This is a genomic window from Pseudoalteromonas sp. SG41-1, assembly GCF_014164575.1.
Classification (GTDB): Bacteria; Pseudomonadota; Gammaproteobacteria; order Enterobacterales; family Alteromonadaceae; genus Pseudoalteromonas; species Pseudoalteromonas rhizosphaerae.
This window is the reverse complement of record NZ_JACJFL010000003.1, coordinates 33,145-46,872: the sequence shown is the minus strand read 5'-3', so window position 1 is coordinate 46,872 and position 13,728 is coordinate 33,145. Positions and strand designations below refer to the sequence as shown.

At 40.1% G+C, this 13,728-nt stretch carries 11 protein-coding genes; 6 read left to right on the top strand and 5 right to left on the bottom strand.

The window, feature by feature from the left end; translation table 11 throughout:
• The first annotated feature begins 45 nt into the window (after nt 1-45).
• The 5 genes from sucA to H5203_RS03315 all read left to right on the top strand — a co-directional run bounded on the left by sucA (nt 46) and on the right by H5203_RS03315 (nt 8,661).
• The gene (sucA, locus tag H5203_RS03335; protein WP_145233864.1) at nt 46-2,865 is read left to right on the top strand and encodes a 2-oxoglutarate dehydrogenase E1 component; all 2,820 of its coding nucleotides are present in this window, start codon (nt 46-48) and stop codon (nt 2,863-2,865) included.
• A 3-nt stretch (nt 2,866-2,868) separates the two neighbouring features.
• Nucleotides 2,869-4,383: a 2-oxoglutarate dehydrogenase complex dihydrolipoyllysine-residue succinyltransferase gene (gene odhB, locus H5203_RS03330; protein ID WP_145233866.1), complete on the top strand. Its 1,515-nt coding sequence runs from the start codon at nt 2,869-2,871 to the stop codon at nt 4,381-4,383.
• A 176-nt stretch (nt 4,384-4,559) separates the two neighbouring features.
• The gene (sucC, locus tag H5203_RS03325; protein WP_145233868.1) at nt 4,560-5,726 is read left to right on the top strand and encodes an ADP-forming succinate--CoA ligase subunit beta; all 1,167 of its coding nucleotides are present in this window, start codon (nt 4,560-4,562) and stop codon (nt 5,724-5,726) included.
• Nucleotides 5,726-6,598, top strand: a complete 873-nt coding sequence (gene sucD / locus H5203_RS03320; RefSeq protein WP_145233870.1) for a succinate--CoA ligase subunit alpha — start codon at nt 5,726-5,728, stop codon at nt 6,596-6,598. The genes sucC and sucD overlap by 1 nt, the downstream gene beginning before the upstream one ends.
• 215 nt (nt 6,599-6,813) lie before the next feature.
• On the top strand, nt 6,814-8,661 hold the full coding sequence (locus tag H5203_RS03315; protein ID WP_182819378.1) for a GGDEF domain-containing protein: 1,848 nt from the start codon (nt 6,814-6,816) through the stop codon (nt 8,659-8,661).
• Nucleotides 8,662-8,703: 42 nt separating this feature from the next.
• Here H5203_RS03315 and H5203_RS03310 read toward each other — a convergent pair whose 3' ends face one another.
• Nucleotides 8,704-9,774, bottom strand: coding sequence for a DUF3083 family protein (locus tag H5203_RS03310; protein WP_145233874.1), 1,071 nt, complete (start codon nt 9,772-9,774; stop codon nt 8,704-8,706).
• A 511-nt stretch (nt 9,775-10,285) separates the two neighbouring features.
• Here H5203_RS03310 and glnS point away from each other — a divergent pair.
• Nucleotides 10,286-11,947: a glutamine--tRNA ligase gene (gene glnS / locus H5203_RS03305; RefSeq protein ID WP_145233878.1), complete on the top strand. Its 1,662-nt coding sequence runs from the start codon at nt 10,286-10,288 to the stop codon at nt 11,945-11,947.
• A 91-nt stretch (nt 11,948-12,038) separates the two neighbouring features.
• Here the strand turns inward: glnS and fur are convergent, their stop codons facing one another.
• From fur to H5203_RS03285, 4 genes are all read right to left on the bottom strand, one after another.
• On the bottom strand, nt 12,039-12,479 hold the full coding sequence (fur, locus tag H5203_RS03300) for a ferric iron uptake transcriptional regulator (RefSeq protein ID WP_145233880.1): 441 nt from the start codon (nt 12,477-12,479) through the stop codon (nt 12,039-12,041).
• 186 nt (nt 12,480-12,665) lie between these two features.
• Complete coding sequence (fldA, locus tag H5203_RS03295) at nt 12,666-13,193, bottom strand: flavodoxin FldA (protein ID WP_145233882.1); 528 nt, start codon at nt 13,191-13,193, stop codon at nt 12,666-12,668.
• A gap of 14 nt (nt 13,194-13,207) precedes the next feature.
• Nucleotides 13,208-13,486: a LexA regulated protein gene (gene ybfE / locus H5203_RS03290; protein WP_016709654.1), complete on the bottom strand. Its 279-nt coding sequence runs from the start codon at nt 13,484-13,486 to the stop codon at nt 13,208-13,210.
• Between the two features lie 2 nt (nt 13,487-13,488).
• Nucleotides 13,489-13,710 carry a DUF2788 domain-containing protein gene (locus tag H5203_RS03285; RefSeq protein WP_054204660.1) on the bottom strand — a complete coding sequence of 74 codons (222 nt, stop codon included), beginning with the start codon at nt 13,708-13,710 and terminating at the stop codon, nt 13,489-13,491.
• Nucleotides 13,711-13,728: the final 18 nt, after the last annotated feature.

The following is a 13,728-nucleotide window of genomic DNA, read 5'->3' as shown; positions in this document are numbered from 1 at the left end:
CTTGTTATTACAATTAATTTCTGCGCTAAAGAAAAGGGCTTATAAATGCACGAAGGTGTGATGAAGGCATGGCTAGAATCTTCACATTTAAACGGCGGCAACGTTGCTTATATAGAAGAGCTTTATGAAGCGTATTTAGACAATGCGACTTCTGTGCCAGAAGAATGGCGAGAAGTGTTCGAACAATTACCAAAAGTTGATGGTGTGGATGTTGAAGTTAAGCATTCAGAAGTTCGTGCACAGTTTGCGGCGCTTGCGAAAAACAAGCATAGAGAAGTAGTGGTAGCAGAAGGTGGAAGCAGTGACCCTAAACAAGTCAAAGTTCTCCAGCTTATAAATGCTTTCCGTTTCCGTGGTCATCAAAATGCCAACCTAGATCCATTGGGCATTTGGCAACGTGAACGTGTTCGAGACTTAGAGCTTGAATATCATGAATTATCTAAAGCTGATTTTGACCGTGAATTTAACGTGGGATCGTTTGCCGTAGGCCGCGATACCATGCCTTTAGGTGAGTTATATCAAGCTCTAATGACCACATACTGTGGTTCTGTTGGCGCTGAGTATATGCACATCACATCAACTGAAGAAAAGCGTTGGTTACAGCAACGTTTAGAGTCAGTGCAATCACGTCCAACATTCAGTAAAGATGAAAAGTTGCGTATCCTTAAAGGATTAACCGCAGCGGATGGTCTTGAAAAATATTTAGGGGCTAAGTTCCCCGGTGCTAAACGTTTCTCACTTGAAGGTGGTGATGCATTAGTACCAATGCTTAAAGAGCTTATTCACCGTGCTGGCGAAAGTGGCCAACAAGAAGCGGTTATTGGTATGGCTCACCGTGGTCGCTTAAATGTTCTTGTCAATGTACTTGGTAAAAACCCATCAGAACTATTTGATGAGTTTGCTGGCAAGCATAAAGAAACATTAAGCTCAGGTGATGTTAAATACCACATGGGTTACTCTTCGGATTTTGCTACTAAAGGTGGCAAAGTTCATATGGCTCTTGCCTTTAACCCATCGCATCTTGAAATCGTAAACCCAGTAGTTATGGGCTCGGTTCGTGCACGTTTAGACCGTTTGGGTGACAGTTCAGGTATTAAAGCACTACCTATCACCATTCATGGTGACTCGGCAGTGGCAGGCCAAGGTGTTGTTCAAGAAACCTTTAACTTATCGCAAACAAATGCGTTTAGTTGTGGTGGTAGTATTCGCATTGTAGTGAACAACCAAGTTGGTTTTACTACAAGCAAACAATACGATGTACGTTCAACAGATTACTGTACAGACATCGCAAAAATGGTGCAATCGCCTATTTTCCACGTTAATTCAGATGACCCTGAAGCGGTTGCATTTGTTACGCAAATCGCACTTGATTTCAGAAATCAATTTAAACGTGATGTGGTTATTGATTTAGTTTGTTATCGTCGTCACGGCCATAATGAAGCGGATGAGCCGAATGCGACTCAACCGATCATGTACCAAAAAATCAAAAAACACCCAGTGCCACGTTTGATCTACGCAGATCAGTTAATGGCTGAAGGCTCGTTTACTGAAGATGAAATTAAAGCACTGGCTGATGACTACCGTAATGGTTTAGACGAAGGCAATTGTGTTGTTGAAGAAATTCAACCAGAAACATCACACTCATCTGATTGGGCTAAGTATGTTGGCCATGAATGGAGTGTTGATTACGATGCCAGCGTTCCAGTTGAAAAATTAAAAGAACTAGGTAACAAAATAGCAAGTTACCCTGAGCAATATAAAGCTCAGTCTCGCGTTAAAAAGATTTACGATGATCGCAAATTAATGGCTAACGGTGAGAAACCACTTGATTGGGGTATGGCAGAAACACTTGCTTATGCAACGATCGCAACTGAAGGTACTGATATTCGTTTAACAGGCCAAGATTCAGGTCGTGGTACTTTCTTCCACCGCCATGCAGTTGTACATAGTCAAACTGATGGGGCCACTTACACGCCTTTACAGCACTTAAGTGAAGATCAAGGTACTTTCCAAGTATTTGACTCAGTGCTTTCAGAAGAAGCGGTTGTGGCGTTTGAATATGGTTATGCGACAGCAGAGCCAACATCACTAGTACTGTGGGAAGCACAGTTTGGTGATTTTGCTAACGGCGCACAAGTTGTATTTGACCAATTCTTAAGTTCAGGTGAGCAAAAATGGGGCCGCTTATGTGGACTGACCATTTTATTGCCACATGGTTATGAAGGGCAAGGTCCTGAACACAGTTCAGCACGTTTAGAGCGTTTCTTACAGCTATGTGCTGATCACAACATGCAAGTATGTGTGCCTTCAACACCGGCACAAGTATATGCAATGTTACGTCGTCAATCAGTAAGACCACTGCGTCGCCCACTGATTGTTATGACACCTAAATCATTGTTACGTCATCCACTTGCAACGTCGTCGCTTGAAGAGCTTGCAGAAGGTGTATTCCATAATATGATCGATGAAATCGATGATATTGATGCTAAGAAAGTAGAACGCGTAGTATTTTGTAGTGGTAAGGTTTACTACGAGCTATTACAAGAGCGTCGTAAGCTTGAGCAAGAGAATGTTGCTATTGTGCGTGTTGAACAGTTATACCCATTCCCACATGATGAAATGGAAGCCATTATGGCGCGTTATCAACATGTGAAAGACTTTGTTTGGTGTCAAGAAGAGCCGCAAAACCAAGGTGCTTGGTATTGTTCACAACACCACTTTGTAGATGCAATCCCACAAGGTGCGAAGCTTAAATATGCAGGTCGTAAAGCCTCTGCTTCTCCAGCGTGTGGTTATATGTCAGTGCATACTAAAGAACAACAAGCGCTTGTCGCAGACGCGCTTACTATTGAAAATAAAGGATAAGCAATGAGCACAGAAATTAAAGTTCCTGTTCTTCCTGAGTCGGTTGCTGATGCTTCCGTTGCTACATGGCATGTAAGTGTTGGCGACAAAGTAAGCCGTGATCAGAACTTAGTAGATATCGAAACAGACAAAGTTGTTTTAGAAGTTGTTGCACCACATGACGGTGTGATCACTGAAATTTCACAAGAAGAAGGTGCAACCGTACTTGGCGACCAAGTGATCGGTATCATTGGTGAGGCTGATGCAGCTACGCCAACTGAAGACGCAAAGAGCGAAGCTGCACCAGCTTCAGACAAACAAGAAAACGCGCCAGCGGCGCAATCAGCACCAGCATCAGAAGGTAAAGAAGTGGACATTAAAGTACCTGTACTTCCAGAATCAGTCGCAGACGCGACAGTAGCTACTTGGCATGTGCAACCAGGTGACGCAGTAACACGCGATCAAAACCTAGTTGATATCGAAACTGATAAAGTTGTTCTTGAAGTTGTTGCTCAAGAAGATGGCGTAATGGGTGAAATTATTCACGCAGAAGGCGATACAGTACTGGGTGACCAAGTTATCGGTAAAGTTAAAGCCGGTGGCGCACCAGCTGCAGCCCCTGCAGCAAAAGAACAAGCTCCAGCTGCTGATTCTAGCGATAGTTCAGACGTGTTAACACCGTCAGTGCGTCGTTTAATCGCAGAAAAAGGCCTAGATGCTTCTAAAATTAAAGGCTCTGGTAAAAATGGTCGTGTGACAAAAGAAGATGTTGATCAATTCTTGAAGTCACCAGCTCCTGCGGCGAAAGCTGAAGCAGCGCCAGCGGCACCAATGGGTGACCGTACACAAAAACGCGTTCCTATGACACGTTTACGTAAAACCATTGCTAATCGTCTTCTTGAAGCGAAAAACTCTACTGCAATGTTAACGACATTTAACGAAGTTAACATGAAACCAATCATGGATCTTCGTAAGCAGTATCAAGAAGTGTTCGAGAAACGTCACGGTATCCGTTTAGGTTTCATGTCTTTTTACGTAAAAGCAGTTACTGAAGCACTAAAACGTTTCCCTGACGTAAATGCATCAATTGATGGCGATGATATCGTATACCACAACTATTTTGATATCAGCATTGCAGTTTCTACGCCACGTGGCCTAGTGACTCCAGTACTAAAAGATTGCGATAAGCTATCTGTTGCTGAAATCGAAAAAGGTATTCGTGAATTAGCACTTAAAGGTCGTGATGGTAAGTTAACACTTGACGACATGACTGGTGGTAACTTCACTATCACTAACGGTGGTGTGTTCGGTTCGTTACTATCAACACCTATTATCAACTTACCGCAGTCTTCAATTTTGGGTATGCATAAAATCCAAGATCGTCCAATGGCTGTGAATGGTAAAGTTGAAATTCTTCCTATGATGTATTTGGCATTATCTTATGATCATCGCCAAATAGATGGTAAAGAATCTGTTGGCTTCTTAGTAACAATTAAAGAGTTACTTGAAGATCCAACTCGTTTATTACTGGATGTTTAATTCAGTAGTATAAAATATAAGCTGTGAGTCATATTCACAGCTTTTTTTTTGCGCCTTTGGTCGTACTGGGGTTTTCATGTTAAGCCTTGGGATCTATACTAGGTGCGCAATTTGGGATAGCTGTCTATTTATAAAAATAGTCAGCTCTTTTAGTATAAAAAATTGGATAAAGCATCATGAATTTGCATGAGTATCAGGCAAAACAACTTTTTGCCGAATATGGTTTACCAGTTTCTCAAGGTTTCGCTTGCGATACACCTGAAGAAGCTGCAGCAGCTGCTGAGAAAATCGGCGGTGATATGTGGGTTGTTAAAACTCAGGTTCACGCAGGTGGACGTGGTAAAGCTGGCGGTGTAAAGCTAGTTAAAACTATCGACGAAGTTAAAGCGTTTGCAGCTAACTGGTTAGGTAAAAACCTAGTTACTTACCAAACAGACGAGAATGGTCAGCCAGTTGCTAAAATTTTAGTAGAAAGCTGTACTGATATCGCCAACGAATTGTACTTAGGTGCAGTTGTTGACCGTGCATCTCGCAAAGTTGTTTTCATGGCGTCTACTGAAGGCGGTGTTGAAATTGAAACTGTTGCTGAAGAAACACCAGAGCTTATCCACAAAGCAGAGATCGACCCATTAGTAGGTCCTCAAGCTTACCAAGCACGTGAACTAGGTTTTAAATTGGGTCTTAACCCAGTACAAATGAAACAGTTCGTACAGATCTTCATGGGTCTTGGTAAAATGTTTACTGATTTCGATTTCGCACTACTTGAAATCAACCCGCTTGTTATCACTGATGAAGGTAACCTTCACTGTCTTGACGGCAAAATCGGTATCGATGGTAATGCACTTTACCGTCAACCTAAAATGCGTGATTTCCACGATCCATCACAAGAAGATGCACGTGAAGCACATGCAGCAAGTTTTGAACTTAACTACGTTGCATTAGACGGTAACGTTGGTTGTATGGTTAACGGTGCAGGCCTAGCAATGGGTACTATGGATATCGTAAACCTACATGGTGGTAAGCCTGCAAACTTCCTAGATGTTGGCGGCGGCGCGACTAAAGAACGTGTATCTGAAGCATTCAAAATCATTCTTTCAGATGACAACGTTAAAGCTGTTTTAGTTAACATCTTTGGTGGTATCGTTCGTTGTGACATGATCGCTGAAGGCATCATTGGCGCAGTTAAAGAAGTTGGCGTAAACGTACCTGTAGTTGTACGTTTAGAAGGTACTAACGCTGAGCTAGGTCGTGAAGTTCTTAAGAATTCTGGTCTAGATATCATTGCTGCTGAATCACTAACAGACGCGGCTGAAAAAGTTGTTGCTGCTGCGGAGGGCAAATAATGTCTGTATTAATCAATAAAGATACAAAAGTTATCTGCCAAGGTTTCACCGGTGGCCAAGGTACTTTCCACTCAGAGCAAGCGCTTGAGTACGGTACACAAATGGTTGGTGGTGTAAGCCCAGGTAAAGGCGGTCAAACGCACCTTGGTCTTCCAGTATTTAACACTGTACGTGATGCTGTAGAAGCAACAGGTGCAACTGCATCAGTTATCTATGTACCAGCACCTTTTTGTAAAGATGCTATCTTAGAAGCAATCGATGCGGGCATCGAGCTAATCGTTTGTATCACTGAAGGTATCCCTACACTTGATATGGTTGACGTTAAAGTTAAACTAGATCAAACAGGTACTCGTATGATCGGTCCTAACTGTCCAGGTGTTATCACTCCTGGTGAGACTAAGATTGGTATCATGCCTGGTCACATCCACAAACCTGGTAAAGTAGGTATTGTTTCTCGCTCTGGTACTTTAACGTACGAAGCTGTTAAACAAACTACAGATGCAGGTTTCGGTCAGTCTACCTGTGTTGGTATTGGTGGCGACCCAATTCCTGGTACTAACTTTATCGACGTTTTAGAAATGTTCGAAAAAGATCCACAAACTGAAGCGATCGTAATGATCGGTGAAATCGGTGGTACTGCAGAAGAAGAAGCTGCAGAGTACATCAAAGCTAACGTTACTAAGCCTGTTGTTTCTTACATTGCTGGTGTTACTGCACCAGAAGGTAAGCGTATGGGTCATGCTGGCGCAATCATCGCTGGCGGTAAAGGTACTGCTGATGAGAAATTTGCTGCATTAGAAGCTGCGGGCGTAAAAACTGTACGTTCACTTGCTGATATCGGTAAAGCACTTAAAGAAAAAACTGGCTGGTAATAACCTGTTATGTTTTGAAAAAAGGCTCACTTAGTGAGCCTTTTTTTTGCCATTATTTATAAAGTATTATGTCTAGATAATGATAAATTTCCGAATCTCTAGCTGTTTATTTAATAATAAAAATCAATAGCTTGTTTCAATAAACTCTACTGGTAATAATCAAAACTGCCGTTATAATGTGCGATTGCTTTTTATCATTGGAAGATCTAGCAGTAATGCGAATAATTTATTTTACAGTCTACCTTGTATGCTTTTGTTGCTCTTTCAATTTATTTTCATCTACTTCATTTCGTACCGCATTTTTAGTAACCGAACAACGCGCATTAGCTGAACCAAATCAGTTGATCGAAGAATTAGTTATTACACAAGCAGCTCAGCGTATTTCTACCACTGAACACGCTTATAATAATACTTTGTTAGCGCGGCTGTATTTATTTAAAGGTGATATCGCACGTTCACAAAGTTACTTTGAACTTGCCCAACAACAACTGCCTAAAGACGATGATTGGATCCAAGGTTATTGGTTAATGTATCGGAGTGTTTTTTCTTTAGAAGAAGGGCTGTTACCTGAAAGTATTAAACAAATCCGCTTAGCACAAAATGCCTTTATTCAAGCAAACGATTTAGAGATGTTGGTACAAGCTGAGTCAATTGAAGGGGCTCTGTTGCTCTGGCAAGAGGAATACCCTAAAGCAATAGAAATTATCGAAAATGCCTACATTGAAGCCAAAACTGCGAATATGTCATCAACTACCATGCTTTATGTTTATGATAGTTTAGCTGCATATTATTCGACCATGTCACTATTTGAGAAAGGTGAGCAATATGCAGTTTTAGCACGCGATCTCGCCAGTAAAAACGGCAATGTTGTCAATGGTTTGCCTGTTATCTATATCTTATGCATGACATATGAGCGCGCCGAAAAACTTGATTCAGCGGCGGCTTGTTATGAAGAAATGATAATGTTATCAGCAATGGTAAAAGCACCGCGCTATCTTTTTTTAGCGCCAGCTGGTAAAGCAAATGTTGCTCTGAAGCAAAAAAAATATTCGCAAGCGTTGCAACTACTATACTTGGCTAAAAGTTATGTCAATAAAGTGATTGTAAATCCAGCGCATATAATTGCATTAAATAATGGATTTGCTAAAACTTTCTTAGCATTACAGCAACCAGAGCAAGCACTTGAATATATTCAAGCATCAGAGTTATTGTTGACTGATTACGATAGGCCGCTTAATAACCGTTACAGCCGGAATACACTCAGCTTAAAGGCGCAAAGCCTAGAACAATTAGGTCGTTTTGCAGAGGCTACTAATGCACTGAAGTTATTGATTAAGCTTACAGAGCAAGCAAAAGAAACAACGCAGCAGAAACTCGAGCAAGAAGCACGCTCACGATTTGAATCTACTCAACAAGATATCAAATTGCAGTTGGCTGAAGAGAAATTAAAATACCAACAAATTACTTTAGATAAGTTAGCTAAAGAAGGACAGTTACAAGCAGCCTATTCTGTTATTGGTATATTAGCGATATTAAGCATTACAATTTTCGCATTAAATCAACGCAAAGCATATTTACGAAGCCAACGCAGAGCAAATACAGATCCACTCACTGGAGCTCATAACCGTCGCTATATTCTCGATTTTATTGCAGCGCAACTTATCGGGAAGCAACAAAACTTTTCAGTTTCAATTTTAGATATTGATCATTTTAAACAAGTAAATGATCAATATGGTCATGATATCGGTTATCAAGCCCTAATTGCTTTTAGCGCGTTACTTACAGAGCAGTTAGCTGATACTGAGTATCAATTTGCTCGCTTTGGTGGTGAAGAGTTTATTGTGGTAATGCCAAACTTAACACTTGCACAAGGGCATGATTTTATCGGTAACTTATGCATTTGTTTAAAATCGTTAAGCTTGACCGATAAAAAAATCACTTTAACAAGCAGTGCTGGTGTAGCACAAATGCAGCCAGGACTCGCCCTTAATACGTTATTAAAAGTTGCTGACACAAACCTTTACCATGCTAAAAATACTGGCAGGGATAAGGTCTGTAGTTAACCTGAACTTAGCTTAAGGGGTTCATTATCGACAAGCTCGCTATTATAGATAATGATTGATATGTTGAAAAAATCGCACAGTGATATCTTGGCGCTCTATATTAATAGATAATGGTTCGATGAGTGTACGGATCACACTTTCAACTTGATTCATAAACCGACCGTGGCCAATTCCTTGTTCGTCTTTTTCACTGGCAACAATAACAAAATGCAGTGAATCTACTAGTTTTTCATCATGCCAATAATGACTATATTGCGTTTTTTGATCGTCGGTTGAAAAACTTAGCTTTTGCAATTCATGATTGCCATCGTTGTTATCAGTCTTACTGTTTCTAATTATTGGCATCGTACCATTTGCTATCATCGCCGCTAAATGTAAATTTTTGGCGGCGCATTGCTTAATAAATGCGTCATAAAAGTGCTGGTAAAACTCTGTGAATGTTGGCTTATTAAGTAAATGATGAAACTGAGTTTTAATAGTACGTGTTATTGGGATCGCAAATGTCGTATAGGTCATCTCATTATGTTCTGCAGGGAGTGTACAATGGCGGCTTTGGTAGCGAGGGTAGAGTCCTCTGAGTTTATAACCGTAGCTTTCTTTACATCCTTTCGCTTTGGCGAACAAGTCATAGGTTAAATGTTGATGATCACGCACTTTTATTGCTGCTTCATCGATCAATAATGTGCTTTGTAGGTATTCGAGTACTTTTTTAACCCGAGTATGGAATATGGCAGCATTCGCACGCAAGTCTTCACCAGTAGCAAGGAAGAGTAAGCGAATTTTTTTACTGGGTTTGCTGCTGTCGTAAATGCATTTATGCGCTTCATGGTAACGCGGGTTATAAAAGAATAAAATTTGTTTTTCTGTTTGTAAACAATACGACTCTTCATGAAACCTAACAACGGGGAGCTTATCGTTTGCTATCAAATGTACATTGTGTAGCTCGTATTCATCACATGAAGAGAATAGCTGTCGTGCTAAACGTTCATAACATTGCTGTATATTACTAAAACGTGCGTATAAATCGGCACTGGGTACGAACTCCGCTAAGATATATTGGTTTGCGCGTGCAGTAGTTGGGATATAAACGCGATGCTGTGAAAGTGAAGCCATTATTTTCTCCTTAAAAGAATTACTTTAATGACGTCACTGTAGCTTGGTTGAATGACTGTTTTATTGCGCTAGAACAATTTATCGTCATTAAGAGATTAAATAACAACCCAGTCGTGGTTCTTTAGCTAGTATTTTCCGCTAAGCACACAATATGTAATAAACCCGCATCTATTACTGTATGTTAAAGTTTGTTTTTATAATATACCCAAACCACCTCAATATGCAGAATTCAGCGTTTCACAGGGGCTTAATATCAAGGCGTTACTTTGCAACAATGGCAGTCCCTTTTAAGAAGTAACAACGATGAGAGTAAGTGCCTGCGAAACGCCCAACGGGTTGGTTTAAAAGCGATTTATACTGCGTTATTGATTTTACCAATAGAACCACTATTATTTGCAATCAATGCCTTGCCTAAATCGCTTTTAATTCCAACTGAAACTCGCATCTTGGGGTGGTTTGGGTATAATGCAGTAGTTTTGTCACCATGCACTATTGTGAGGATTGTATTCCTATGGCGGAAATTGAGAATCGCCCAAGTAACTTTATAAGAACCCGTATTGATGAAGATTTAGCATCAGGTAAACATGCGTCTACACATACTCGTTTTCCACCAGAGCCAAATGGTTTTTTACATATTGGTCATGCTAAATCAATTTGTTTAAATTTTGGTATAGCGCAAGACTACAGTGGTCAATGTAATTTACGTTTTGATGATACTAACCCTGAAAAAGAAGATATTAACTACGTTAATTCAATCAAAGAAGATGTTCAGTGGTTAGGTTTTAACTGGGATGGTGAAATAAAGTATTCGTCAAATTATTTTGATACTTTGTATGACTATGCTGTAGAGCTTATTAATAAAGGCTTAGCCTATGTTTGCTTTTTAACAGCTGATCAAGCGCGTGAATATCGCGGCACGTTAAAAGAGCCTGGTAAAAATAGTCCAACCCGTGATACTAGTCCTTCAGAAAACCTAGCACTATTTGAAAAAATGCGTGCTGGTGAATTTAAAGAAGGCGAGTGTGTACTACGTGCAAAAATCGATATGGCCAGCTCATTTATGGTGCTGCGTGATCCTATTATTTATCGTGTTCGATTTGCACACCATCATCAGACCGGTGATAAATGGTGCATTTACCCAATGTATGACTTTACGCACTGTATTTCAGATGCGCTAGAGGGTATTACCCATTCATTGTGTACACTTGAATTTCAAGATAACCGCCGTTTATATGATTGGGTGTTAGATAACATCAGTCTTGAATGTCATCCACAACAAATTGAGTTTTCAAGGTTAAACCTTGAATACACTATAATGTCAAAGCGTAAGCTAAATGATTTAGTGGTCAATGAGTATGTTGAAGGGTGGGATGATCCGCGTATGCCTACCATTGCAGGTCTTCGCCGTCGTGGTTATACACCAGCATCAATTCGTGAATTTTGCTTACGTATTGGCGTAACCAAACAAGAAAACATGGTTGAAATGGGCATGCTTGAAGCCTGTATCCGTGAAGATTTAAACGAACATGCTCCACGTGCCATGGCCGTTCTCGATCCGGTTAAAATCATCATTGAAAACTATGCTGTTGATACCGTTGAAACCTTATCAATTGCAAATCATCCAAATGATGAAAGTATGGGTCGTCGTGATGTTCCGTTCACCCGTGAAATTTATATTGAACGTGAAGACTTCAAAGAAGAAGCAAATAACAAATTCAAGCGCTTAGTACTTGATAAAGAAGTTCGTTTACGTGGTGCTTATGTTATTAAAGCAGAGCGTGTTGAAAAAGACGAAAATGGCGAAATAACCACGATTTTCTGTAGCTATGATCCACAAACGCTGGGCAAAAATCCAACTGATGGACGTAAAGTGAAGGGCGTTATCCACTGGGTGTCAGCCAGTGAGTCAATCACCGCAGAAGTTCGTTTATATGATCGGTTATTCAGCGTACCAAATCCTGCAGCAGCTGAAGACTTTGCAACAACTTTAAATCCTGATTCATTAGTGGTTTTAGCAAACGCAAAACTTGAGCCATCACTTGCTAATGCAGAGCCTGCACAAGGTTTTCAATTTGAACGTACAGGGTACTTCAGCCGTGATACTAAGTCAGAGAACATTGTATTTAACCAAACAGTTGGTTTACGTGATTCTTGGACTAAAACACAGCAGTAGTTTTTTATCCCTTCGCTCAAAGGCGAGGGGATAAAAGTAACAGACATAAAAAAACCTGCAATTTGCAGGTTTTTTTTATTCAGCTAATAAATTATTGGCTATCAGCAAATGCTTTACATGCTGCAGTGTCAGTACACTCGCCATACAGATAAAGAGAGTGGTTGGTTAATTTAATACCATTTTCTTCTGAAATTTCAAGTTGACGACGTTCAATCATTTCATCTTCAAATTCAACAACTTTACCACATTTTAAACATACTAGGTGATCATGGTGTGTGCTACCAGAGAGTTCAAATACAGACTTACCGCCTTCAAAATGGTGACGGCTAACAATACCCGCATCATCAAATTGGTTAAGTACGCGGTACACAGTAGCAAGGCCAATTTCTTCACCTAGGTCCAAAAGAATTTTGTAAACATCTTCAGCGCTGATGTGTTGGTTATCTGGAGATTGTAAAATCTCTAAAATTTTAATACGCGGCAAAGTTACTTTTAAGCCGGCTTTTTTTAATTCCAAGTTATGATCAGTCATTAAATCTGTCTCAATTATATTTGGTTATACTAGACACCTTACAAAGATGTACACGACACATTAGCAACGATAAGAATAACGTGCCTAGTCATTAAGTGCAAAGATCAATTGCTAGAAATACTTATAAAATGTGTAATAGGAAAACGAACGTCACTATTTTATACGATTACTAGCAATAAAGTGCATTTAATCAGCAAGTTCACTTAAACACATTTCTTCATAAACTTGTGCTGACCATGCTTTTACACGTTGTTCAGTAAGCTCTGGTTGACGGTCTTCATCAATGCCTAAACCAACAAAATGGTTGTCATCAGCCATGCCTTTCGAGGCTTCAAAATCATACCCTTGTGTTGGCCAATGACCCACAACAATAGCGCCACGCTCAGTAACGATGTCATTGATCATACCCATCGCATCAAGGAAGTATTCAGCGTAGTCTTCTTGATCGCCACAGCCAAAAATAGCCACAAGCTTGCCTTCAAAATCAACTTCTTCTAATTCAGGGAAAAAGTCATCCCAATCACATTGTGCTTCACCATAATACCAAGTAGGAATGCCAAATAAGATTAAATCAAATTCTGCGATCTGTTCTTTTGAACTTTTAGCAATATCATGCACAGCCACTAACTTTTTACCCAATTCTTTTTGGATCATTTTAGCTACGTGTTCTGTGTTACCTGTGTCACTTCCGAAAAAAATACCTACACTTGCCATGGATTTAAAACCTTTTATCTATCAATAGCCAATCTTTCTTGTAAAATAGTTTCAATCAGCGCACTGCGGCTAATATTTTGTGCATCGGCCATATCGCTTAACGCTTGATATAACTGCGATGAAACTTTAAATTCGACACGCTTTAAACCACGTGCTTTATCTCTTTTTATTTGATTACGTTTATTTACCTTTAACTGAACCTCCCTTGGTAGGGGATTCGTTTTTGGTCTGCCGGGGCGTTTTTCGTATTCAAATAAATCGAGCGTTGTTCTATCTGTTTCAGACTTAGCCATGGTTAACCCACACCCGCACCTTGCCAAAAAACTTGAATAAGTCCTTTAGCGATAAAACCAGAACACCCTAAAAATAGCACAAGCCATACTACATAACGGCCAAATTTAGGCACATTACCTTTTTTTAGTACGTCTTGGATAGCCATACCGATAAAAAAGAACACACCGGCTAAGCCAAAGTACAACCCAAGGGTATCAAATTCGTTAATTAACTGACTGACCATCAACGTATAACCTTTAAA